At 61.0% G+C, this 24,895-nt stretch carries 22 protein-coding genes; 7 read left to right on the forward strand and 15 right to left on the reverse strand.

What is annotated here, in order from left to right:
* Window positions 1–83: 83 nt before the first annotated feature.
* From C7477_RS09450 to C7477_RS09470, 4 genes are all read right to left on the reverse strand, one after another.
* Complete coding sequence (locus C7477_RS09450; protein WP_110751439.1) at window positions 84–914, reverse strand: carbohydrate ABC transporter permease; 831 nt, start codon at window positions 912–914, stop codon at window positions 84–86.
* Window positions 915–916: 2 nt separating this feature from the next.
* Complete coding sequence (locus C7477_RS09455) at window positions 917–1,789, reverse strand: carbohydrate ABC transporter permease (protein ID WP_110751441.1); 873 nt, start codon at window positions 1,787–1,789, stop codon at window positions 917–919.
* 228 nt (window positions 1,790–2,017) lie between these two features.
* A complete protein-coding gene (locus C7477_RS09465; protein WP_110751443.1) occupies window positions 2,018–3,334 on the reverse strand; it encodes an ABC transporter substrate-binding protein in 1,317 nt (438 codons plus the stop codon).
* A gap of 124 nt (window positions 3,335–3,458) precedes the next feature.
* Window positions 3,459–4,421, reverse strand: coding sequence for a sugar-binding transcriptional regulator (locus C7477_RS09470; protein WP_110751445.1), 963 nt, complete (start codon window positions 4,419–4,421; stop codon window positions 3,459–3,461).
* Window positions 4,422–4,750: 329 nt separating this feature from the next.
* Between C7477_RS09470 and C7477_RS09480 the strand changes: the two genes are divergently transcribed.
* From C7477_RS09480 to C7477_RS09510, 7 genes are all read left to right on the forward strand, one after another.
* The gene (locus C7477_RS09480; RefSeq protein WP_110751568.1) at window positions 4,751–5,635 is read left to right on the forward strand and encodes a helix-turn-helix domain-containing protein; all 885 of its coding nucleotides are present in this window, start codon (window positions 4,751–4,753) and stop codon (window positions 5,633–5,635) included.
* Between the two features lie 120 nt (window positions 5,636–5,755).
* Window positions 5,756–7,954, forward strand: a complete 2,199-nt coding sequence (locus C7477_RS09485; RefSeq protein WP_245411791.1) for a TonB-dependent siderophore receptor — start codon at window positions 5,756–5,758, stop codon at window positions 7,952–7,954.
* A 202-nt stretch (window positions 7,955–8,156) separates the two neighbouring features.
* A complete protein-coding gene (locus C7477_RS09490; RefSeq protein ID WP_245411792.1) occupies window positions 8,157–9,086 on the forward strand; it encodes an ABC transporter substrate-binding protein in 930 nt (309 codons plus the stop codon).
* Window positions 9,079–11,058, forward strand: coding sequence for a Fe(3+)-hydroxamate ABC transporter permease FhuB (gene fhuB / locus C7477_RS09495; RefSeq protein WP_110751446.1), 1,980 nt, complete (start codon window positions 9,079–9,081; stop codon window positions 11,056–11,058). Before C7477_RS09490 ends, fhuB begins: the two co-directional genes overlap by 8 nt.
* A 65-nt stretch (window positions 11,059–11,123) precedes the next feature.
* Window positions 11,124–11,579, forward strand: coding sequence for a Cu(I)-responsive transcriptional regulator (cueR, locus tag C7477_RS09500; protein WP_110751448.1), 456 nt, complete (start codon window positions 11,124–11,126; stop codon window positions 11,577–11,579).
* 93 nt (window positions 11,580–11,672) lie between these two features.
* Complete coding sequence (locus C7477_RS09505) at window positions 11,673–12,458, forward strand: ThuA domain-containing protein (protein ID WP_110751450.1); 786 nt, start codon at window positions 11,673–11,675, stop codon at window positions 12,456–12,458.
* A 9-nt stretch (window positions 12,459–12,467) separates the two neighbouring features.
* Window positions 12,468–13,637 carry a Gfo/Idh/MocA family protein gene (locus C7477_RS09510; protein WP_110751452.1) on the forward strand — a complete coding sequence of 390 codons (1,170 nt, stop codon included), beginning with the start codon at window positions 12,468–12,470 and terminating at the stop codon, window positions 13,635–13,637.
* A 327-nt stretch (window positions 13,638–13,964) separates the two neighbouring features.
* Here C7477_RS09510 and C7477_RS09515 read toward each other — a convergent pair whose 3' ends face one another.
* The 11 genes from C7477_RS09515 to C7477_RS09570 form a co-directional block, all read right to left on the reverse strand.
* Window positions 13,965–15,242, reverse strand: a complete 1,278-nt coding sequence (locus tag C7477_RS09515) for an L-fuconate dehydratase (RefSeq protein ID WP_110751454.1) — start codon at window positions 15,240–15,242, stop codon at window positions 13,965–13,967.
* Window positions 15,243–15,503: 261 nt separating this feature from the next.
* Window positions 15,504–16,349 (reverse strand): fumarylacetoacetate hydrolase family protein, encoded by an 846-nt coding sequence (locus C7477_RS09525; RefSeq protein ID WP_110751456.1) that lies wholly within the window; start codon window positions 16,347–16,349, stop codon window positions 15,504–15,506.
* 116 nt (window positions 16,350–16,465) lie between these two features.
* On the reverse strand, window positions 16,466–17,200 hold the full coding sequence (locus tag C7477_RS09530; RefSeq protein ID WP_110751458.1) for an SDR family oxidoreductase: 735 nt from the start codon (window positions 17,198–17,200) through the stop codon (window positions 16,466–16,468).
* A 2-nt stretch (window positions 17,201–17,202) separates the two neighbouring features.
* Window positions 17,203–17,655: a MaoC/PaaZ C-terminal domain-containing protein gene (locus C7477_RS09535; protein WP_110751460.1), complete on the reverse strand. Its 453-nt coding sequence runs from the start codon at window positions 17,653–17,655 to the stop codon at window positions 17,203–17,205.
* Window positions 17,656–18,738: a Gfo/Idh/MocA family protein gene (locus tag C7477_RS09540; protein WP_110751462.1), complete on the reverse strand. Its 1,083-nt coding sequence runs from the start codon at window positions 18,736–18,738 to the stop codon at window positions 17,656–17,658.
* 237 nt (window positions 18,739–18,975) lie between these two features.
* Window positions 18,976–19,305, reverse strand: coding sequence for an L-rhamnose mutarotase (locus C7477_RS09545; protein WP_110751464.1), 330 nt, complete (start codon window positions 19,303–19,305; stop codon window positions 18,976–18,978).
* 3 nt (window positions 19,306–19,308) lie between these two features.
* Window positions 19,309–20,421: a mandelate racemase/muconate lactonizing enzyme family protein gene (locus tag C7477_RS09550; RefSeq protein WP_110751466.1), complete on the reverse strand. Its 1,113-nt coding sequence runs from the start codon at window positions 20,419–20,421 to the stop codon at window positions 19,309–19,311.
* A gap of 1 nt (window position 20,422) precedes the next feature.
* Window positions 20,423–21,520, reverse strand: a complete 1,098-nt coding sequence (locus C7477_RS09555) for an ABC transporter ATP-binding protein (RefSeq protein ID WP_110751468.1) — start codon at window positions 21,518–21,520, stop codon at window positions 20,423–20,425.
* 6 nt (window positions 21,521–21,526) lie between these two features.
* Window positions 21,527–22,396: a carbohydrate ABC transporter permease gene (locus C7477_RS09560; protein WP_110751470.1), complete on the reverse strand. Its 870-nt coding sequence runs from the start codon at window positions 22,394–22,396 to the stop codon at window positions 21,527–21,529.
* A gap of 1 nt (window position 22,397) precedes the next feature.
* Complete coding sequence (locus C7477_RS09565) at window positions 22,398–23,291, reverse strand: carbohydrate ABC transporter permease (protein WP_110751472.1); 894 nt, start codon at window positions 23,289–23,291, stop codon at window positions 22,398–22,400.
* Between the two features lie 179 nt (window positions 23,292–23,470).
* On the reverse strand, window positions 23,471–24,787 hold the full coding sequence (locus tag C7477_RS09570) for an ABC transporter substrate-binding protein (RefSeq protein WP_110751574.1): 1,317 nt from the start codon (window positions 24,785–24,787) through the stop codon (window positions 23,471–23,473).
* Window positions 24,788–24,895: the final 108 nt, after the last annotated feature.

The following is a 24,895-nucleotide window of genomic DNA, read 5'->3' on the forward strand; positions in this document are numbered from 1 at the left end:
CCTCCTCTCCCCGTTTTTCACGGGGAGAAGGTAAGGGTGAGGGGCATCTTTCGACTGGCTGCCCATTTTCAACCATCCCTCACTCACTTCACCGCTCCAAAGGTCAGTCCGCGCACGAGCTGGCGCTGCGAGAACCATCCGAGGATGAGGATCGGCGCGATGGCGAGCGTCGAAGCCGCGGAAAGCTTGGCCCAGAACAGGCCCTCCGGGCTCGAATAGGACGCGATGAATGCGGTGAGCGGCGCGGCGTTGGCCGCCGTCAGATTCAGCGTCCAGAACGCCTCGTTCCAGGCAAGGATGATGTTGAGGAGCAGCGTCGAGGCGATCCCCGGCACCGCCATCGGCGTCAGCACATAGATGATTTCCTTGGCAAGAGAGGCGCCATCCATGCGCGATGCTTCGAGGATCTCGCCGGGGATTTCCTTGAAGTAGGTGTAGAGCATCCAGACGATGATCGGCAGATTGATCATCGTCAGCACGATGACGAGACCGAGCCGCGTGTCGAGCAGGCCCCAATCGCGGTAAAGGAGATAGATCGGCACCAGCACGCCCACCGGCGGCAGCATCTTGGTGGAGAGCATCCACATCAAGATGTCCTTGGTGCGCTTGGTCGGCGAAAACGCCATCGCCCAGGCGGCGGGGATGGCGATGAGTAGGGCAATGAAGGTGGAGCCGAAGGAGATTATCACCGAGTTCATCACATGCTTCAAATAGTTCGAGCGGCTCTGCACTTCCGCGTAGCTATCCAGCGTCCAGTCGAAGAACAGGAAATGCGGCGGCGAGGCGATGGCCTCGCCCTCCGTCTTGAAGCTGGTGATCACGGTCCACAGGATCGGAAAGAAAATCACGAAGCCGACGAGCCAGCCGATGGCGGTGAAAGTCAGCTTCCTGCGTGTAGAGATTGCGCGGGCCATGGTCAGGCCTCCAGATTCTTGCCGATGAGGCGAATGAGGAAGATGGCGACGAGATTGGCGAGAATGACAGCGACGATGCCGCCCGCCGAAGCGCCGCCCACGTCGAACTGCAACAGCGCCTGCGCATAGACGAGATAGGTGATGTTGGTGCTCTCATTGCCGGGGCCGCCATTGGTGGTCACCAAGATTTCGGCGAAGACGCTGAGCAGGAAGATCGTCTCGATGAGCACGACCACCGTCATGGCGCGCGCCAGATGCGGCAGCACGATATAGACAAAGCGCGAGATGGGACCGGCGCCGTCCATCTCGGCAGCCTCCTTCTGCTCCTCGTCGAGCGATTGCAGTGCAGTGAGCAGGATGAGCGTGGCAAAGGGCAGCCATTGCCAGGCGACGATCATTGTCACCGAGAACAGCGGCAGATTGTTGAGCCAATCCACCGGCTGCAAGCCGAGAGACCGCGCGATCCAGGCGAAGATGCCATAGACCGGGTGCATCAGCATGTTCTTCCACACCAGCGCCGAAACCGTCGGCATGACGAAGAACGGCGCAATGACAAGAAGGCGCACGATGCCCTGCCCGAAGAAGGGCTGGTCGAGGAGAAGCGCCAGCAACGTGCCGCCGGCGAGGGTAATCAGCAGAACGCCGCCCACCAGCAGCAGCGTATTGAGCAGTGCCGTGCCGAATGCCGGATCGGTGAGGAAATAGTGGTAATTGAGCGTCCCCGCCCATTCTTCCATCCCCGGCATCAGCAGATTGTACCGCAGGAACGAGAAATAAAGCGTCATCGCCAGCGGCACGATCATCCATGCGAAGAGCAGGAGAACGGCCGGGCTCATCATCAGGCGCGCGGCGGACCGCGTTTGCAGCGTTGCCATGGTGTGGTCCCCATTTCTCGGTTTATGAGAAGGAAGCGGAACTGGCCAGCCTGCCCCTCACCCTTACCCTCTCCCCGCAAGCGGGGAGAGGGGGACACCAGCGTCACGGGCCATCCTCTTCCCCACGGTGCTCAGAGAGCGCAGACGTTGCCACCTCTTCCTTCTCCCCGCGTGCGGGGAGAAGGTGCCGGCAGGCGGATGAGGGGCAGCCCCCAACAGCGATCGGGCTTACTTAATATACCCGCCCTTCGTCATCTCGCGCACACTCAACTGCTGTGCGTTCTTCAGCGCCTGATCGACCGTGATCTGCCCCGCGAGCGCCGCCGAGAATTGCTGGCCGACCGCCGTGCCGAGCCCCTGGAATTCAGGAATGGCGACGAACTGCACGCCGACATAAGGCACCGGCTTCACCGTCGGCTTGTCCGGATCGGCGGAGTTGATCGATTCCAGCGTCGCCTTGGCAAAGGGCGCAACCTTTATGTAGTCAGGCGTTTCATAGAGCGAGGTGCGCGTGCCGGGCGGCACGTTGAGCCAGCCATCCTTGGACGCGACAAGCTGCGTGTAACTCTGGCTTGTGGCCCAATCGATGAACTTCTCGGCTGCCTCGGTCTTCTTCGACCCGGCCGGAATGGCGAGTGACCATGCCCACAGCCAGTTGCCGCGCTTGCCCAAACCGTTGTCCGGCGCCAGCGCAAAGCCGACCTTGTCGGCAACCTGGCTTTCCTTCGGATCGCTGACGAACGAAGCCGCCACCGTGGCGTCGATCCACATGGCGCACTTGCCTGACTGGAACAGCGCCAGATTTTCATTGAAACCGTTGGAGGACGCTCCCGGAGGTCCGGCATCCTTCATCAGATTGACGTAGTATTCGAGCGTCGCCTTCCATTCCGGCTGGTCGAATTGCGGCTTCCAGTCCATATCGAACCAGCGCGCGCCAAAGGAGTTGGACATGGCTGTGAGCAATGCCATGTTTTCGCCCCAGCCTGCTTTGCCGCGCAGGCAGATGCCGTACATTTCCTTGCTCTTGTCGGTCAGCTTGCGCGCGGCTTCACCGATGAAATCCCATGTCGGCGCATTGGGCATTGTCAGCCCGGCCTTCTCGAACAGATCCTTGCGGTACATGACGAAGGAACTCTCGCCATAGAACGGCGAGGCATAAAGCTTGCCCTCATAGGTGAGGCCGCTACGGATCGGCGGCAACAGATCGTTGACGTCGTAATCATCATCCGCAACCAGCTTGTCGAGCGGCTGGAGCCATCCCTGCTTGGCCCAGATCGGAACCTCATAGGTGCCGATGGTCATGATATCGTACTGTCCGCCCTTGGTGGCGATGTCGGTGGTGACGCGCTGGCGAAGAACGTTTTCCTCCAGCGTCACCCATTCCAGATCGATACCGGGGTTCTTCGCCTTGAAGTCATCGGAAAGCTTCTGCATGCGGACCATGTCGCCATTGTTCACAGTGGCGATGGTCAGCGTCTCGGCCTGCGCCCATACCGTCATTGCGGCCAGCGAGCAGGCGCCAAGCATCAAGGATTTCAATCTCATCTGTTCCTCCCAAACATTAGAGCAATTGATATCAGTATGAGCAATTGCTCACGAAACAACGCAAAGTGTCAAGTCCCATTCGTCGCCGCAATGCAACAATACGGAGCGTCTTCAACCGCGAAGCTTACCGCTCGCTTTTAAGAAGCGCGGCGGCGGTCGCCTCGTCGGTGATCAAGCCATTGACCAGCCGGCCTTTCACCGCCGCGGCGATGGCCGGCTGCTTCTTCGCGCCTTTGGCCAGCGCGATAACGAGAGCATTCCCGCCGCTCGGAATAGGCGCGCTGGCGACGCGCTCGTTGGTCAGCCCCTCCAGCATACGACCCTCGCTGTCGAACGACCAGCCAAGGATTTCGCCGACGCTCCCGGCCTTCTGCAGCGCCTTCAACTCAGCCTGCGAAACGAAACCATCGAGATAAAGAGGCGCATCGTCGCCAAGATCGCCGATGCCAAGAAACGTCACATCCGCCCTCGCCGCCAGTTCCAGCACCGGGCGGATCATCGCCTGGGTGTGCAAGAGTTCGCGCTCCTCCGGCGACGAGGCGATGACCGGCAGCGGCATGGGAAAGCTGCGCGCATGGATCGCGTCGGCGATATTGAAGATGACGTTGTAGAACGCGGCGGACCCGTCCGGCGCGATATTACCGGTCAGAGAAACGACCTTATGTTGCGGGCATTCCATCGGCGACAATTGCTCGATTGCCGCCTTCAGCGTGCGCCCTGTGCCGATCGCCATCACGATCGGCTCGGATGATTTCAACCACCGCGCCATCTCCTCCGCTCCCGCTTCAGCCACACCAAGCGTCGTCGAAGACGAGGCGGGATCGGTCGGCACGACTTCAGCGAAGCGCAAACCGAATTGCGCCTTCAGCCGCGATGCAAGATCGAGGCAATTGGCGATCGGATGGTCGAGCCGCACCTTGACCAGCCCCTCGGTGACCGCGAGTGAAACCATGCGCTGCGCCGACTGACGCGAGACGCCAAGCTTGGCGGCAATCTCATCCTGCGTATTGCCGGCTATGTAATAAAGCCACCCCGCCCGCGCCGCATCATCGAGCCTGGTATTGTTGTTATCGCGCTTCGGAGCCACGCTTTTCGCCTTTCGCCTGCAATGCTTTCAAAATGCGACAGGCGGATGACGGACGCAACTGTCTCTTGGGTTATGGATGAAACGCTGGCGCCTGATACCCCCCTCTGCCCTGCCGGGCATCTCCCCCTCAAGGGGGGAGATTGGCTGAGAGGACCGCTTTCGCCAATCGCCAGCGTCGCAAGATAAAGCGCCGTCATCGATGCAGGCCAATCTCCCCCCTTGAGGGGGAGATGCCCGGCAGGGCAGAGGGGGATGTTGCCTCGCGCCGCCCCTTATCGATACCCATCATAAACTTGACTTCCACCCACATATTTTGTTTGCTCCCCCTCATGACGTTCCACCCCCAGATGAAAAGCAAAGTAGAAGGCGTGTCCATCGTGGATGGTTTGCGCTGGCGCGCTTGGAATGGCGTCCTTGCCGATGTCTGGTCCGTCATCTGCTCGGAAGGCGCCTCAGGCCAATATGTCTCGAGAGCACCGCGTCTTTTCGTCGTGCTCGACAATGACGGCGTTGGCAAGTTCGCCATCCGCCAGAGCGAGCGCCAGCAGCCTACGCCAAAAAGCGCCGCTCCCAACCGGATGAGCTACATCCCCGCCGGAATGCATATCTGGAGCGAGGCGGAGAACACCGGCTTCCTCCGCCATCTCGACCTGCATTTCGATATCGAGACGCTGTCCCGGCGCTTTGCCGGCGCGCTCGATATGGAAAAGCTCGGGCAGCCCCGCCTGATGTTTTCCGACGAACGCATAGCCAGCCTCGCGGGCCTCATCGCAGCCGAATGCATGAACGACGATCCGCTGCATGATCTCTATGGCGACGGGCTGGTGGCGGCGCTCTTCGCCGATCTGTTCAAGATCGGACAGGTATTGCCAAGAAAACGCAGCCAACTTTCGCCGCGCCAGTTGCGCCGCGTCATCGATTTTCTGGAAGAGAACTGCCTGCGCTCCATCCGGCTAAAGGACCTCGCCGATCTCTGCGGCCTGTCGGAAACCCATTTCAGCCACGCCTTCAAGGCATCGACCGGCCTGCCCCCGCACCAGTGGCAAATGCAGGCGCGCATCGACAGGGCGCGCGAATTGATGAACCGCAAGACGATCTCGCTGACATCAGTCGCCTCAGCCACCGGCTTTTCGGATCAGGCCCATTTCACCAGGGTTTTCAAGCGTTTCGTGGGCGTGACCCCGGCTGCATGGCTGCGTGGGCAGACCGATTAAAAAGCCAAAAGCGTTCAATAAATCGCAAGAAACGACAATCCATGCGCATAATCTTGATATAAACCCTCATCTTATTCGATAGGGGTTAACAAGGTTTCCGATGGCCGCGCTGAAAACGGCATGGGAAACGTCGTCAAGCAGGGGTTCATTGCCATGACCGCATCGCGCCGGAAGCTCACTCTCCGCGTCCTCCTCGGCAGCGCAGCCGCGCTTCCCGTTCTCTCTTCGCCGCTCCAGGCGCAGGAAGCCGGCGCGCCTATCCAGCTGCAGCAGATCACCGTCGAGAGCGGCAAAGGCGGGGCCAAAGGCAGCGCCACCGGCCCGATCAAGGGCTTCGTGCCTGAGAACACCGCCACCGGCTCCAAGACCAGTACACCGATCGAGCAGATCCCGCAGCCGGTCTCGGTCGTCGGGCGCGAGGAGATGGACGACATCGGCGCGCAGAAGATCGATGAGGCGCTGCGTTACACCGCCGGCGTCTTCTCCCAGCCCTTCGGCCCCGACCAGGATACCAACTGGCTCTATATCCGCGGCTTCGACGCCACCCAGACCGGCACCTATCTCGATGGCCTGCAGAACTTCAGCTACGGCTTCGGCGGCTTCCTCATCGACAGCTTCGGGCTTGAGCGCATCGAAGTACTGAAGGGCCCGGCTTCCGCGCTTTATGGCGGCGGCAATCCGGGCGGCATCGTCAATTATGTCAGCAAGCGCCCCACCGGCGAGCGCCTGCGCTATGTCGAAACCGGCGTCAACAGCTATGGCAACGGCTATCTGGGCTTCGACATCGGCGACAAGGCATCCGACGTCGTCGATTACCGCGTCAACGGCATCATCTCCGGCGGCGACGGCTACACCGATTTTTCAGAAGATTTCCGCGGCGTCATCTCGCCCAGCATCACCTGGAGCCCGGACGAAGCGACGAAATTCACCGTCCTCGCCAATTACACCCATCTCGACGCCACCCACAATGGCGGCGCCTTCCTGCCCTATTTCGGCACGGTAGTGGATGCGCCCTTCGGCAGGATTTCCCGCAAAAGCAATTTCACCGAACCGTCCATCGACAGCTACGACCGTGAGCAGGCCTCCATCGGCTACGAACTGGAACACACCTTCGACAATGACTGGACAGTGCGCCAGAACCTGCGTTACGGCTTTTCCCATGTGAAGGAGCATAGCCTTTATCCTTATGGCTATGGTTTCGCGGAGAAGCCATCAGGGGACAATTACGATCTCGCCCGCATCAATTTCCGCCACGATACAACGGTCAACACCTTCTTGGTGGACAATCAGTTACAGGGCACGGTTACGACTGGCGCCATCGAGCACACGCTGCTCTTCGGCCTCGAATATAAATATTTCAACATCGATCAGATGCAACAGTCTGCCTCGGGCACGCCGATCAGTCCTTTCGATCCTGTCTACGGCTTGCCGCAAGAAACGCTTGGAAAGCCCTACATCAATCAGGACCTAAGCCGTAATCAGGTCGGCATATACGCGCAGGATCAACTCCGCTTCGGCGATGGCTGGATCGTGACGCTCAATGGCCGTTACGATTATGTATCGGACAAATCCGAAGGCCTGCCGTCTTATGACGTTCATGAAGGCAAGGCGAGCGGCCGTTTCGGCATCGGTTATGAATTCGAAAATGGCCTTACGCCCTATGCCAGCGTTGCCACCTTCTTCAACCCACTCCTTGACGCGCTGGTTACCAAAGAACAGGCGAAGCCCGAAACCGGCGAGCAATATGAGGTAGGCGTCAAATACCGTCCAGAGGCATTTGACGGTCTCATTACCGCCTCGTTCTTTGACCTGACTAAGCAGAATGTAGTTATGGGGCCAAACGGGTCCAAAACACAGGTCGGTGAGGTCAATTCGCGGGGCTTCGAACTGGAAGCACAGGCCAATATCACCGAGGCATGGCGCGTGACGGCGGCCTTCACCGCCTACAAACTCGAAGTAAATGAAGCAGCGCCGGGCGACCTCCACGCTGCCGTCGGTAATCAGCCTGTTCTGGTCCCGGAAACACAAGCCTCAGTCTTCGCGCAGTATGCCTTCCTTGACGGTGCGCTCGAAGGCGTGCAGATCGGCGCCGGTGTCCGCTATGTCGGCTCGTCCTACGCCGATGCGGAAAACAAGTACAAGGTGCCGGATGTGGCGCTGGTGGATCTCAAGCTCGGCTATGAGAAGGACAATTGGGGCGTCGATCTCAATGTCACCAACCTCTTCGACAAGGACTATGTGGCAGGCTGCCAGACGACGCTCTCCTGCGGCTATGGCGAAGGCCGCAAGGCGCTGCTGAAGGCGCATGTGAAGTGGTGATCCCACACACCCCGTCATCCTCGGGCTTGACCCGAGGATCCACGGCAAGAGGGCGCCGGCTTTCCTGTCAGCCGCAACGTGATCGATAATCCATCGTGCCTATGATTGTATTGTACTGCCGTGTTTACTATCCCGTTGCGGATGACAATGCCGGTCCTGCCTCTCTGCCGTGGATCCTCGGGTCAAGCCCGAGGATGACGGGGTGTGTGGGAGATGGCTGGAAAGCCAGAGGGGAGTAAACCTGCCAAGCCCCCAAATAACCCGCCGCACCCTCCTCGCCCTCACAGCGGGCGCATTCGCATGGCCGGCCCGCCTCTCTGCCGCCCCCCTCCCCCGCATCGCGGTGATCGACTGGGCGATGCTGGAGACCGCCCTCGCCATCGGCGTCGTTCCCGTCGCGGCCACTGAGCTCATCCAGTTCCGCCAAATCGCCATCGAGCCGGAAGTGCCGCAAACCGTTGCCGATCTGGGCCTGCGCGGCGCGCCGAACATGGAGCTCCTGCGCATCCTCGCGCCCGATCTCATCCTGAGCTCCAGCTTCTACGAATATCGGCGCGCGGCTTTCGAGCGCGTCGCCCCGGTCTTTTCCGCGACCGTCTATCAGGTAGGCACACCGCCCTTCGACCCCGCGCGCGACGCCATGCTGGCGCTCGGCCGGAAGCTCGGGCTGGAAGCCGCCGCGCAAAACTATATCGCCGCGACAGAGGCTGAAATCGAAAGCCTGCGCCAACGCGTCAAAAACCGCATCCACCGCCCCGTCCTCCTCATCAGCATCGGCGATATCAGCCATTTCCGCGCTTTCGGCGGCGACAGCATGTTCGGCGATGTGCTGGGCCGAATCGGGCTAACCAACGCCTGGAAAGGCACGACAAGCTATTCAGCCACCGCCCCTGTCGGCATAGAGGCGCTGGCGAATATTCCGCAAGCAGATATCGTCGTCATCGGCCCCGTGCCACCCGAAGCGCGCGAAATCCTGCCGCGAAGCCCCATATGGAACGCGCTGCCCGCCGTCAGCGAAGGCCGCGTTGCGATGCTCGACGCAATAGACCATTTCGGCGGCCTCCCCGCCGCCCGCCGCTTCGTCCGCCTGCTCGGGCAAGCCGGATCATTTCTGGCTGATCCCAATGGCTGAAGCCAGTCTCCCTCGCCGCCCCATCATTCTCTGGGCGCTGCTGGCGCTCACCGCCGCCATTCTTTGCCTCGTCGTCATCACGGAGCATCTTTCACCCGGCGCCGCCACGCCAACGCTTCAGCGCGTCATCCTGGTTCAGGCCACCCTGCCGCGCGCGGCGATGGCGATGCTTTGCGGCGCGGCGCTCGGCCTTTCCGGGCTGCTTCTCCAGCGCGTGCTGCGCAATCCGCTGGCCGAACCCTCGACGCTCGGCATCTCCGCCGGCGCGCAACTCGCCATGGCCGCCGCCGCCATCTACGCGCCGTTTCTCCTCGAAGCGGGCCGCGAGGGTGTGGCGCTGGCGGGCGGGCTGGCGGCGGTGGGGCTCATCCTGGCGCTCAACTGGCGGCGTGACCTTGAACCGGTTTCCGTCGTGCTCGCGGGCATGATGGTATCGCTGACGGCCACCGCCGCAAGCGCCGCGCTCATCATCGCCAATGGCGAATATATGTTCTCGCTCTTCATCTGGGGCGGCGGAACCCTCGCCCAGCAAGGCTGGGAACCGACCCTCGCAATTGCATTGCGGCTGGTTCTGGTCGCCGGCGCATCGCTCCTGCTGTTGCGCCCGCTCACCATCCTCGGCCTCGACGAATCCAATGCCCGCAACCTTGGCGTGGCGCTCTACGCAACCCGCTTCATGGTGATCGGCCTCGCCGTCTGGCTCGCGGCGAGCGTGACGGCGGAAGTCGGCATCATCGGCTTCATCGGCCTTGCCGCCCCCGCGCTTGCCACGTTGAGCGGCGCCCGCACGCCGCGCCAGAAACTCATCGCCACGCCGCTCATCGGCGCGATCCTCCTCTGGCTCGCCGATGGGCTCGTGCAGCTTTTCGCCGGCTCCGGCGGCGAGCGCATCCCCACCGGCGCTGCGACGGCGCTTCTCGGCGGCCCGCTGCTCCTCTGGCTATTGCCGCGCTTGCGCATGCTCGAATGGCCATCACTGAACGCCAAACCGCCCGTCACCCGCCGCGCGGCGAACCCCGCCTTCCTGCTCGGCCTCCTTCTGGTTCTTGCTCTCATCACCATAGCCCTAGCGCTCATACTCGGACGCGGGCCGGCCGGCTGGAATCTCGCCCAAGGCGCTTTGCTGCACGACCTTCTCCCCTTCCGCGCGCCCCGCGTCGCCGTCGCCGCAGCCGCAGGCGCGATGCTCGCCGCCGCCGGCACCATCATGCAGCGGCTGACGGGCAATCCGCTCGCGAGCCCCGAAATCCTCGGCATCGGAACCGGCGCGGGTGTCGGTCTCGCCGCCGTCCTCTATTTGAGCGCCATGCCTGGAGAGGCCGCGCAGCTTGCCGGCTCGGCAGCGGGGGCGCTCGCCGTACTCGCCATCATGCTCGCCATTGCCGCGCGCAGCGGCTTCGGGCCGGAGCGTCTGCTCCTTGCCGGCATCGGCATGGGCGCGCTGTGCAGCGCGGTGCTCACGGCAGCTATCGCCACGGGCGACCGGCAATCCTTTCGCCTGCTCGAATGGCTGAGCGGCACCATCAGCGAAGTCTCGGCCAGCGAAGCCCGCCTCGCCTGCATCGCCGCCCTGCTGCTCATCGCGCCGCTGTTCTTCACCTCGCGCTGGCTCGATATCTTGCCCTTGGGAAAAACGGCGGCGCACGCCCTCGGCCTGCCGTTGACGATGAGCCGGATCCTGCTCGTCATCCTCTGCGCAGGCCTCACCGCCGTTGCCTCGCTGCTCGTCGGCCCCTTGAGCTTCATAGGCCTGATCGCGCCGCATCTGGCGCGGCTTATCGGCCTTCACCGGCCCCTGCCCGGACTTGCCGGCGCTATTGTGATCGGCAGCGGCCTGATGGTCCTCTCCGACTGGCTGTCGCGCATGGTCGCTTTTCCCTATCAGCTGCCGCTCGGTCTCTTCGCCTCGCTCATCGGCGGCGCCTATCTGATCTGGATGCTGGGCAAAGGGGAAAGCCGCGAAACCGCCTGAATACGGGCTCTTGGCATAAGCCTGCGCGGCTCCTTATATAAGGCTGAGACTTATGGAGAGCGTCCATGAACATCGGGCAAGCCGCAACCGCCTCTGGCGTTTCGGCAAAAATGATCCGCCATTATGAATCGATAGGACTTATCACGCCGGCGGAGCGCACCGCGTCCGGCTATCGCGTTTATTTGAACAGGGATATCGAGTCCCTGCGCTTCATCCGCCGCAGTCGCGATCTGGGCTTTTCCATCGAGCATATCCGCACGCTGCTGGCCCTCTGGCAGGACCGTGAGCGCGCCTCCTCCGAGGTGAAGCGCATCGCGCTTCAGCATGTCCAGGAACTGGAGGCCAAGCAGCGGGAACTGCTCGCGATGGCGGATACCCTGCGCCATCTGGCCAACCATTGCCACGGAGATGAGCGGCCCGATTGCCCGATCATTCAGGATTTGGCCCATGCCGAAGGGCCTGCCATTGGGGCCGCTCCCTTGCGGCGCCCCGGCGCGCTTAAAGGTGCTTTAGCCGGTTGAACACGGGCAAATACACACAAATATTATCGGATTGCGCTCTGAAGACCATCTATTCTACCATCGTTCCGATTGGTCAAATGGAGGAATGCGCCAGTGCCTGTTCGCACGATTGTGTGGGGTGAAAACATCCACGAAAATACCAATGCGCTCGTCCGGGAAATCTATCCCGACGGGATGCATACGACGATTGCCGGCGCGCTCACCCGCGATCCCGCGATCGAGGCGACCACCGCCACGCTGCAGGAGCCGGAGCACGGCCTGAGCGAAGAACGCCTTGCGCAAACCGATGTGCTCGTCTGGTGGGGTCACAAGGCGCATGGCGACGTTTCGGACGAGGTCGTTGAGCGCATCGCCAAGCGGGTTTGGGAGGGCATGGGGCTGATCGTGCTCCACTCCGGCCATTTTTCCAAAATCTTCAAGCGCCTGATGGGCACGCCCTGCGCGCTCAAATGGCGCGAGGCGGGCGAGCGCGAGCGCCTGTGGGTCATCAATCCGCGCCACCCCATCGCCGCCGGGCTGGATGAGAGCTTCGTCCTCGAGAACGAGGAGATGTATGGCGAGCAGTTCTCCGTTCCCGAACCGCTGGAGACGGTGTTCATCTCCTGGTTCCAGGGCGGCGAGGTGTTCCGTTCCGGCATGACCTGGCGCCGTGGCGCCGGCAATATCTTCTATTTCCGCCCCGGCCATGAGACCTATCCGACCTATCACGACGCCAATGTCCGGAAGGTGCTGATCAACGCGGTGAAATGGGCGCATAATCCGCAACCGCCGCTCAAAAACATAACCGATGCCCCGAACGTACCGGTGGAGAAGGCGCTCGAACCGATCGTCGAGCGCGGCCCGAAACTGCATCAGGCCGGCGAAGCCGGTTATCGGTGAGGACTATCAATGAGACTGATCGTTGTTGGCACAGGCTCGATGGCCGAAAACCAGGTGAGCCATTTCAAGATGATCGATGGCGTCGAAATCGTCGCCGCTGTCGACCCGGATCCCACGCGGCTGACCCAGTTCGCCGAGCTGTTCGGTATACCAAAGCGCTTCCTGTCGCTCGAAGAAGCCATAACCTGGGGTGAGTTCGACGCGGCGACCAATATCACGCCGGACCGGATGCACCATGCGACCTCGCTTGCGCTGATCAAGGCGGGCAAGCATGTCTTCTGCGAAAAGCCGCTCGCCGAAAACCATGCCGACGCGATGGAGATGACCGAGGCCGCAGAGGCCGCCGGTATCATCAACATGGTCAATCTCACCTACCGCAACGTGCCGCAGCTGCAATATGCCCGCGGCATGGTGCTGGCCGGCCAGCTTGGCACGGTCCGCCACGTCGAGGCCTCCTATCTCCAGAGCTGGCTCGTCTCCCGCGCCTGGGGCGACTGGCGCACGGAATCGCGCTGGCTCTGGCGGCTATCGACGGAACACGGCTCGAACGGCGTTCTCGGCGATGTCGGCATTCACATTCTCGACTTCGCATCCTATGGCGCGGCAACCGATATCGATTATGTGTTTTCGCGCATGAAGGCCTTCGACAAGGCGCCGGAGGGCAAGATCGGCGATTATGTGCTCGACGCCAATGACAGTTTCACCATGTCCGTGGGTTTTTCCAATGGCGCGCTCGGCGTCATCCATGCGAGCCGCTGGGCCACAGGCCACCTCAACGAGCTGAAGCTGCGCATCTATGGCGAGCGCGGCAGCCTGGAGATCATCCACAGGCCGGAGGAGTCGGAACTGCGCGGCTGTCTCGGCGACGACATCGAAACGGCGACGTGGAAGGTCATCGAGGTTCCTCCCGTGCAGACCAACTACGAGCGCTTCGTCGAGGCGGTGACCACGGGCAGACAGGCCGACCCAAGCTTCCGCCACGCGGCCGACCTGCAAAAGGTGATCGACCTTTCCATCGTCTCGGAAAGGGAGCGCCGTGAGTTCACCCTGCTGCCGCCGGTGGAAATCGTACCCGTGCACGAGAAGGAAGCGGTTGCGATGGAGCTGGTCTCCGCCGGCGCGGAGAAACCACGCAAGCCCCGCCGGAGACGGTGGGCGAGCAGGGCAGTAGGGCAGTAGGGCAGTAGGGCAGTAGGGCAAATACCGCGCAGTTATGCAATGGCAATAGGGCGGTTCTCGTTTTGATGGAATCGCCTGAATTCAGTTTTGGGGTCGTTGTTGTCATGAAGACGTAGAGGAATGGATTCCTGTGACAAGCACAGGAATGACGGAAGGTCTGCTGTTAACGGCTAAATTCCACCCGTCATTCCTGTGCTTGTCACAGGAATCCATGCCTCAACCTATCCATTCACGACAACGGCGCAAAAGGACACCAAGCGATTCCATCAAAAGAGGAAGCTCTCTAGCTGAGGTATGCCTCGCGATTCCATCCAACCATGAACCGCCCTACCCCCGCCACCGATACTCTTCAATACTCTCCGGCTTCATCTCAATCGAAAACCCCGGCATCGACGGCGGCATATAGGCCGCATCGCGGATCACGCAGGGATCGACGAAATGCTCATGCAGATGATCCACATATTCGATGACCCGGCCATCCTTGGTGCCCGAAACGGCGATATAATCGATCATCGACAGATGCTGCACATATTCGCAAAGCCCGACGCCGCCCGCATGGGGCCAGACGGGCAGGCCATATTTGGCAGCGATGAGCAGCACCGCCAGCACCTCGTTCAGCCCGCCCATGCGGCATGAATCGATCTGCACGACATCGATTGCCCCTTCGGCGATGAACTGCTTGAACATGATGCGGTTCTGGCACATTTCACCCGTCGCCACCTTCACCGGAGCGATAGCCTCGCGGATCTTGCGGTGCCCCGCGATATCATCAGGGCTGGTCGGCTCCTCGATGAAATAAGGATTGCAGAAGGCGAGCTTGTTCACCCAGTCAATCGCTTGATTAACCTCCCACACCTGGTTGGCGTCGATCATCAGGAAACGGTCCGGGCCAATCCTCTCGCGGGCGATGCGCAAGCGGCGGATGTCGTCCTCCAGATCGCGCCCGACCTTCATCTTGATATGGTTGAACCCGGCATCGACCGCTTCCTGGCAGAGCCGCTTCAGCTTCTCGTCGGAATAACCGAGCCAGCCGGCGGAGGTCGTGTAGCAGGCATAGCCTTCGCGTTCGAGCGTGGCGATCCGTTCCGCCTTTCCGGCTTCAGCCTTCTGAAGAATTGCCAGCGCCTCCTCGGGCGTCAGCACGTCGGTCAGATAACGGAAATCGACGATCCTGACGATCTCCTCCGGCGTCATCTCGGCGACCAGCCGCCAGACGGGCTTCCCCGCCTGCTTGGCGAGCAGGTCCCAGACGGCATTGACCACCGCGCCCACGGCCAGATGCATCGCGCCCTTGTCCGGCCCGATCCAGCGGAGTTGGCTGTCACCCGTCAGATGCCGCCAGAACTTGCCCGGATTCTTACGGATGACGTCCAGCTCCTGCCCGACAACGAGATGTCGCATCGCCTCGATGGCAAGGCAGCAGATATCATTGCCGCGCCCGATGGTGAAGGTAAGCCCGTGTCCCTCAAGCCCGTCCTGATCGGTATCGAGAATGACATAGGCTGCGGAATAATCCGGATCCGGATTCATCGCATCCGACCCGTCGAGACTTTGCGACGTCGGGAAACGCAGGTCGAAAACGCGAAGATCTGTAATGCGGGCCACGGGGAACCTCTTTGATCGGTATTTATGGAGATGAAGCCGGTTAGGCTATTTTCTGTTTTGATGGAGTCGTTTGTGTTCTCACCCCCCTCTGCCCTGCCGGGCATCTCCCCCTCAAGGGGGGAGATTGGCTGACGCCATACTCCGCATTCAACCTTCGACATCTGCGATTGGTGCCGAACATTGATGAAGGCGTAATCTCCCCCCTTGAGGGGGAGATGCCTGGCAAGGCAGAGGGGGGTATGCCTCGCTACAGCGTTTCCTTTAAATATCCGCCCTCACATGCTGCCTCTGCACACCCAGCCCCTCGATACCAAGCTCCACCACGTCGCCGGCCTTCAGATAGCGCGGCGGCTTTAGTCCCATGCCGACGCCGGGGGGCGTGCCGGTGGAGATGATGTCTCCAGGATGGAGCGACATGAACTGGCTCAAATAGGAAACCAGATGGCGCACGCCGTAGACCATGGTCTTGGTCGAACCATCCTGCATCGTCTCGCCATTGACTTTCAGCCACATCGCCAGATTCTGCGGGTTGGCTACTTCATCCTTGGTGACAAGCCACGGGCCGGTCGGGCCGAACGTGTCGCAGGATTTTCCCTTGGTCCACTGTCCCGCGCGCTCGGTCTGAAAGGCGCGTTCGCTGACATCGTGCAGCACGGCATAACCGGCTACATAATCGAGCGCATTGTCCTCGCTCACATATTTGGCCGTCTTGCCGATGACGATGCCAAGCTCGACTTCCCAGTCGGTCTTCTGCGACCCGCGCGGAATGACGATATCGTCATTCGGCCCGACGATGGCGGAAGTTGCCTTCATGAAGATGACAGGCTCCGGCGGCACCGCCAGCCCGGATTCGGCGGCATGGTCAGCGTAATTGAGGCCGATGCAAATGAACTTGCCAGTCCCGGCAACGCAAGGCCCAAGGCGCGGACTGCCGGAAACGAGCGGCAGGCTTTCAGGATCGATCTGGCCAAGCAAAGCCAGCGCATCGGGCGCAAGCACCGCGCCGGCAATATCCGCCACATGGCCGGAAAGATCGCGCAGCTTGCCGTCCTTGTCCAGAACGCCCGGCTTTTCTTGTCCTGCTTCGCCATATCGCAGCAGTTTCATGTTTGTCTCCTTGTATGATTTGAAAAGGGAGTAGGGAGTAGGGAGTAGGGAGTAGGCAAATTTGGGATGTATTCCCTATTCCCTATTCCCTACCCTATTCACTATTCACTATTCCCTCAATTCACCCACCCGCCGTCGATGACATAGGCCTGCCCCGTCGTATAGGTCGCGCCGGCGAGATAGACCGCGAGATCGGCGATTTCCTCCGGCGTTCCAATGCGTCCCATGGGCTGGCGGGAGATGAAAGCCGCGCGCGCGGCTTCATAATCGCCTGTTGCCTTAAGCCGCTCCTGCAGCGAGGGGCTTTCCACCGTGCCGGGGCAGATGGCGTTGCAGCGAATCCCCTGCCCGACATAATCCGCGGCAACCGATTTCGTCAGCCCGATCACCGCCGCCTTGGTGACGCTGTAGGCAAACCGGTTCGGCACACCCTTGATGCTGCTCGCCACCGAGGCCATGTTGACGATTGCCCCGCCGCCATTGAAAATCATGCCGGGCAGCACGGCGCGGATGGTGCGCACCATCGAGCGGACATTCAAATCGAAGGCGAAATCAAGATCGCCGTCCTTGATTTCCAGTATCGAGCCGGAATGGACGAAACCGGCGCAGTTGAACAGCACATCCACCGCGCCGATGTCAGCCACAGCCTGGCTGACGGCTGCGCTATCCAGCACATCCAGCCTGCGCGTCGAAATGCCCGGCTCGCCCTCAAGCGCGGCGAGCGCCTGCTCATTGATATCGGTGGTATGCACCGTCGCCCCGGCCCGCGCGAAGGCAAGCGCCGTCGCCTTGCCGATGCCCTGTCCGGCCGCTGTCACCAGAACCGTCTTGCCCTTGAAGTTCTCGCTCATTTTCAGTCCTCCTTCGCTCGCCGCTCGGCGATCAGAATATGATCTGCGGCAAGAACCACCTCGCCGCGCTGGTTGATCACCTCGCACCGCTCGACCACACGGCCCGAACCGGGGCGCTTCGGATCGTCCTCCTTGGCGGCGATGGTGACGCGCGTGTGGATCGTATCGCCGATGAACACAGGCCGCACGAAACGCAATCGGTCATAGCCATAGGAGAAGGCGACCGGATTGATCAGGCTCGCCGTCAGGCCCACGCCGATGGAAAACACCATGGTGCCATGCGCAACGCGCTGGCCGAATGGCGTGGTCTTGGCGAATTCCGCATCCATGTGATGCGGGAAGAAATCGCCCGTATGCCCGGCATGGACGACGAAATCCGTCTCCGTGATGGTGCGGCCCGTGGTAGTGCGCACATGGCCCAGTTCATAGTCTTCGAAATAGATGGTTTGTTCCACTTATCTTAAGCCTTTCGCGGGTCTCGGATCGAGTGGGGTTGAAGGCGCCGCGCTCGACCGATAGGCGCTTTCGACCAGCGCCATCGTATTCCATGCATCTTCCACGGAACTGATGAGCTCCTTGTCCTCACCCGCCGCAAAGCGCTGCAGATTGGCCATGCGCCCCACGAACGCATCCGGGAACCAGGCGCCCGCAAGCGGCACCGCCACCCAGCCATCGCCTCCTTTGGGATAAATCTCCAGCACGTCCGGCTCGCCGCGCGGATAATCGAGATTGACGCCAAGCTTCACATAAGCCGCGCCCTCGGTGCCGCAGATGCGGAACTCGCATGCCTGATATTTGCGGCCAAATTTATGGTCATGATTGATCGAGAGCGAACAACGGACGGTATCGCCATAATCGAGAATGGCGGAGGTGCGCGTCTGCGCCACATTGTGGTTGGGATGGCCCATCGTCTTGGCGTGAACGCCTTGCGGGTCGCCAAGAACCTGCCGGATGAGATCGAGATAATGGATCGAATGCATCGCGATCTCGACGCGTGGCAAGCCGTTCAGGAACGGCCAGAGCTGCCACGGCGTATCGAGCGCCAGCCATGCGTCGAAATCGATGACGTCGCCGAGCCATCCCTTGGCAATGGCATCCTTCAACGCCAGCATGACAGGCGCGAAGCGAAGCTGGAAATTGATCGCCGCAATGAGTTTCTTTTCGCGGCACACGGACAGGATTTCCCGCGCCTCTTCCAGCGTATTGCCCATCGGCTTCTGGATAAGCACGGTCGCGCCATCCGGCAGCGCCCTTAACACGTCCGCATGGCGTCCCGGCGGGGTTGCGAGATCGAAGACGGCGTTTTCGACGGTGGCCGCTTCCGCTATGGAAGAAAACGCCGTCACATCCCAGTTATCCGCAAGTTTTCGCGCCTTTGCTTGATCCGGGTCGTAAAGGCCTGCAATCGGAAAGCCGCCTTTGCGGTAGGCGGGATAATGCGCATCGCCGACGATGGAGCCTGCGCCGAAGGTGACGATTGGGCGGGGATTGACGGGCACAGGCCAGGATTGGATGAGAGTGGAAGGAGAGAAGATCATAGAGAGCCCCCTCTCTTGCGATTTTGCATTTTACTTCTAAATTGAAACGTTTGCGGGCCAATACCCCCCTCTGGCTTGCCAGCCATCTCCCCCTCAAGGGGGGAGATTGGCCTGCATCGATGGCGGTATCTGTTCTGAAATGTTGGCGATTGGCGGAAGCGCCCATGACAGCGTAATCTCCCCCCTTGAGGGGGAGATGGCTGGCAAGCCAGAGGGGGGTTCCCTTGCCCAAAAACCTCAATCAACATGAAATACCTCGTCCATCATCGCCCACCACTCGCCTTCCTTGCGGCTCGATAGCGGCACCTGGCAGGGCATACACACCGACCACCATTCCTGGTTCTTCGGATCAGCAGCCATCTTTGCCATGTCGGCGGCAAAGTCGGTTCCGTGATATTCCCAATAGCCGAAAAGCAAATTCTCCGGCTCGCGCAGGAAGATCGAGTAATTGCGGATATTGCAGGCCGATATCAGCGCCAATATCTCCGGCCACACCGCCGCGTGAAGGCGCTTGTATTCGGCGATTTTTTCCGGATTGAGCCCTATGACCATTCCCATTCGCTGCATGGCTCAGGCCCTGATCTCGGTGGTAAACTCAGGAATACTGCGGGACCGCAACGCATCCCAGTCCCAGTCGATGCCGATACCCGGCGCATCGGGCGCGATTGCGTGACCGTCCTCGATCCGCATCGAGCTCTGCGTCAGATCATCAAGCTGCGGGATATATTCGACATATTTCCCATTCGGCACCGCGCAGGCGAGGCTCACATGCAGTTCCATCAGGAAATGCGGGCAGACGGGGATGTCGAAGCTTTCCGCCAAATGCGCCACCTTCAGCCATGGCGTGATGCCGCCGATGCGCGCTACGTCCACTTGCACGATGGAGCAGGCGCCACGCTGCATATATTCGCGGAAATGGCGGATCGAATAGAGCGACTCACCCACCGCGACCGGCGTGCTCGTCCGCTCCGATAGTCGCACATGGCCGTCGATATCGTCGGCGGGAAGCGGTTCTTCCAGCCAGGCGAGATCGATATCGCGCAACACATGCGAACGCCGGATCGCCTCGTCCAGCGTAAAACCCTGATTGGCATCGGTCATGATCTCGAAGCCCGGTCCCAGCGCATCGCGCATGGCCGAGAGACGGTCGAGGTCTTCGGACCCATGCGGACGCCCGATCTTCACCTTCGAGCCGCGAAAGCCTTTTTCCTTCGCCGCCAGCGCATCCTCGACCAGCGCTTGTTTCTCGATATGCAGCCAACCGCCCTCGGTCGTATAAAGCGGGCAGCGGTCCCTGGCGCCCCCGGCGAGCTTCCACAGCGGCAGGTTCTGCTTCTTCGCCCTGATATCCCACAGCGCCGTGTCTATGGCCGCCAGCGCCAGCGCGGTGATCGGGCCAATCGTCGTGGCATGGGTGGCGAATTCCAGCTTGCGCCAGATCGCCTCGATCCGGTCCGCATCCTCGCCCAGCAAACGCGGAGCGAGATGATCGGACAAAAGCCGCATGACCGACGAGCCGCCCGTGCCGATCGTATAGCTATAGCCGGTCCCCGTCGCGCCATCGGAATCCGTGATGGTGACGATGGGCGTCTCTTGGCTCACAAAGCTCTGGATGGCATCCGTTCGCAACGTCTTGGGCGGCAGATCGACCATGCGCAATTCGACTTTTTCGATCCGTGCCATGTCAGTCCCGCAAGGTCCGGCCCGTTTCAGCCGAGAAGAGATGCGCCTGCGACAGATCAAGGCTCATCGCCACTTTCTCTCCCATCGCCAGCGGCCTCGGATTGAGCATCCGCGACATCCACTCCCGTTTATTGAATTCAACCGTCACCAGCGTCTCGTTGCCGAGCGGCTCCGTGATCGAGACCGGCAAATCGATCTGATGGATATTCGCCGCTTCGCTGGAGGAAAGCCCGTGCCCCGTCGGATAGAAATCATCCGGCCTCAGGCCGAAGACCACCTTTTGTCCCGCTGTCACATGTTCGCGGAACTGCGCCGGCAGCGGCAGGCTATCGCCGGAAGCGAAAACCAGCTTGCCGTCATCGACAGTCGCCTCATCGAGATTCATCGGCGGCGAGCCGATGAAGCCCGCGACGAAGCGCGTGGCGGGAAAGCGGAACACCTCATCCGGCGTCCCCACCTGCTCGATATAACCGTCGCGCATGATGACGATGCGGTCGGAAAGCGTCATCGCCTCCACCTGGTCATGCGTCACATAGATGATCGTCGATTGCACCTTGGCGTGCAGCTTCTTGATCTCGGTGCGCATCTGCGTCCGCAGCTTGGCATCGAGATTGGAAAGCGGCTCATCGAAAAGGAAAACCTCCGGCTGGCGCACGATGGCCCGCCCCATGGCAACGCGCTGGCGCTGGCCGCCGGAAAGCTGCGACGGGCGGCGCTCCAGCAGCGGCGTCAGCTCAAGAATATTCGCCGCCGCCGCAACGCGCTCTTCGATCTCTTTTTGCGGACGCTTGGCGATCTTGAGCGAAAAGCCCATATTCTCGCGCACCGTCATATGCGGATAGAGCGCGTAGGACTGGAATACCATCGAGATATTGCGCGCCCGTGGCGGCAGATCGTTGACCACCTTGCCGCCGATCTCCAGCGCGCCGTCGCTGATATCCTCCAGCCCGGCGATCATGCGCAACGTGGTCGATTTCCCGCACCCCGAAGGCCCGACCAGCGCGACGAACTCGCGATCTTTCACATCGAGATCGATGCCGTGCACCACTTCGACAGTGCCGTAGCGTTTGACGAGTTTTTTGAGTGATACGGTGGCCATCTATGATTATCCTTTTACCGCGCCGAAGGTGAGGCCGGAGACCAGATGTTTCTGGATGATGAAGGTGAGGATCAGCGCCGGCACGATCATGACGACGGCGAGCGCGCACATGCCGCGCCAGTCGATGGTGAACTCGGCGGTATAGTCGAGAAGCCCGACCGGCAGCGTCTTGGAATTGACCGACCGGGTGAGTTGCGAGGCGAGCGCATATTCGTTCCACGAAGTCAAAAAGGCGAAGATGCCGGCGGATGCGATGCCGGGCCCGGCCAGCGGAAATTCCACCTGCCAGAACGCCTGCCAGCGGGTGCAGCCGTCGATCTGCGCCGCTTCTGCGAGATCCTTCGGCACCTGACGGAAGAAGCCGTCGATCAGCCAGATGGTGAAAGGCACGTTGAGCGCGACATAAGTGAGGATCAGCCCGAAATGCGTATCGATGATGCCGATGCGGGCATAGATCATGAACAAAGGCAGCGATAGCGCGATGCCCGGCACCGCGCGGGTCAGCATGAAGCCAAGGAAGATCGCCGACTTGCCCTTGAAACGGAAGCGCGCGAAGGCATAGCCGCCGGCCATGCCGATGGCGAGCGCAATCACCGTCGAGGTGACGGAGACGATGATCGAATTGCGGAAATAATCCCACACCGGCACACCGCCCGCGCCTGCGCCGCTGAACATGGCGCGATAGGCCTCCAGCGACAACTGCGTCGGAATCCACACCGGCGGCTTCGCCATGATCTCGACCGTCGGGCGCAGCGAATTCAGGATGACCCAAAAGCCCGGCAGGCAGATGACCGCCATCGCCAGGAACAGACCGACGAAATGCGCGACGCTCAATAGCCGGCGTTTGACGCGGTAGGAGGTGTTGCTGCCTTCCATCTTACCACTCCGCTCCGATTTGCTGGCGCGCGGCGGCCAGTTTCCTAAAGAAATAGACAGTGAAAAGGATCGAAAGCAGGATCGAGACATAAGCCATGGCGTTGGCCATGCCCATTCTCGCATCGCTATAGGCCGTCCGCCCCACCAGCGTCCAAAGCAACTCGGTGCGCCCTGCCGGCCCGCCATCGGTCATGATCTTGACGATGTCATAGGCCCGCGCCACGTCGAGCGAGCGGATCGTCATGGCGATGAAGGCAAACGGCATGACGAATGGCCAGGTGACATAGCGAAAGGTCTGCCAGGGCGTGCAGCCATCCACCCGCGCCGCCTCCACCGGCTCCTGCGGCATGGCCAGCAACCCGGCGAGGATGAGGATGGCGAAGACTGACGTGGACGACCAGACCTCGGCGACGATGATGGAAAACAGCGCCAGATTTCCATTGATCAGCCAAGGGATCGCTTGGTCGGTCAGCCCTAGCGATTGCAGCGCATTGTTGACGAGACCGATATTGTCGTTGAACAGGAATTTGAACTGGAAGCCGACGAGTACGGGCGAGAACATCATCGGAAACATCATCAGCGTACGCAACAACCGCTGCCCATGCGTCGCCTTGTTGACCAGCATCGCCAGCCCGAGGCCCAGAAACATTTCCGCGTTGAGCGCGATGGTGAGCAGCAGGATGGTGCGCCCGAACGCGACCCAGAAATCCCAGTTGGAGAGCACATTGACGTAATTGCGGATGCCGATGAACGTCCACAACGTATCAGGCCGCGTCAGCCGGAAGGGGGTGAAGCTCGAATAGAAGGAGAAGAGCAGCGGCAGCACGATGACCGCGACAAGCACGATGATGGCGGGCAGAAGGAGAAGGACGGGAGCGGGGAGTCTGGATTTCATTTAAACGGCCTGCTCCTGATCGGCATGCGGCATGGATTTTAGCGCCCTCCTTCCCCCTTGCGGGGAAGGTGCCCGCGTCAGCGGGCGGATGGGGGTGGAGCCGGTTGCGCTCTATTCTGCACCACCCCCACCCGGCCCTGCGGGCCACCCTCCCCGCAAGGGGGAGGGAAAGCGGAGCCCTACAGCTTCCCCGCATCCTCTAGTATCTGCGTCGCCTTCTTCGCCGCATCATCAAGCGCCTGCTTGGACGTCTTATCCCCCAGGATCGCCGCCTGCAGTTCCGGATAGACCGCGTTGGAAATCTCGATCCACTCCGCCGTCGGCGGCACGGGGAAGGCGTATTTGGATGCTTCCTGGAATGCCGTCAGCACCTCCGTGCGATAGGGATCGCCCTTCGCCTTCTCGATGTTGTATGCCCAGACGGCGGTGCGGGTCGGCAGCGGACCGGCGGCGGATTCGAGCTTCTGGCTGTCCTCGTTGGTGAGCCACCAGACGAGCGAGGCCGCCGCGTCCTTGTTCTGGCAAGCCTCCGTCACCGAGAACCCGTGGAAGCCGGACCAGCCGGTGCGCTTGCCGGACGAGCCCTTCGGCTGCACCTTGACGCCGACATTGCCGGCGACCTTCGAGGTCTTCGGATCGTTGAAGAAGCCCGCCCAGCCCGGCCAGTCGAGATTGAGCGCGATGGAGCCGGAGGCAAAGCCTTGCCCCAGATCGTCCCAAAGATAATTGGTGGTGCCGACAGGAACGGCCTTCGCCTTGTAGAGATTGACGAACCAGTCGAGCGCCCTGACGCCTGCCTCGGAATTGAATGCCGGCTTGCCTTCGGCGTCGAGATATTCACCGCCATCCGCGACCAGCATTTCATAGAAGCGGCCATTGATCGCCTCTTCCTTGCCGGCGAACTGCGTGCCGTAGAAGGTCGGCGGATTTGAGAAGAACTCGGCCTGCCTCGTCACTTCATCCCACGTATCCGGCGGCACGAGATCCTCGCCGTATTTCTCCTTGTACGCCTTCTTCTTCGCCTCGTCCTGATAGAGGCTCTTCTGGTAATAGAGCGCCGAGACATCGAACTGCGCGCGCGGCAGCATGACGAGCTTGCCGTCAAGCGTCGCCGCCTTGATCACCGAAGGCACGAAAGCCTCGATTTCCGATTTCGGAATATAGGGCGTCAGGTCGGTATAGATGCCTGGATATTGCGGGGCGAAGGACGAGTGGTTCGACCCCACGCACCAGTTCAGGCTGCCCGCCGCGATGTCGGACTTGATTTCCTTGTCGAGCTCGAAATGGTTCTTCTTGGAAAGGATATTGACCTTGGCGCCGGTCAGCTTTTCCCATTCGCCGATGCGCTGGTAGAGCGCCTCATATTGCTGCCCGCCGATAAGCTTGGCGTCGATCGTCTGCCCTTCGAATTTGCCGGGCAGGTTCTGGGCCGATACGCCGCCGCTGGTCGCGACAGCGATGGCCACTGCCGAAACGGCAGTAAGCAATTTCCTCATGATTTCCTCCCTTTGGGCCACCGCCTCCCGATGCCCATCAACGCCCCAATCAACGAGCGCTTCATTCATATGCAAACACTTAATTTATCAGTCGTCAAGCGATGAATT

The sequence above is a fragment of the Paramesorhizobium leguminum genome (genome assembly GCF_003217235.1).
Taxonomy (GTDB): Bacteria; Pseudomonadota; Alphaproteobacteria; order Rhizobiales; family Rhizobiaceae; genus Paramesorhizobium; species Paramesorhizobium leguminum.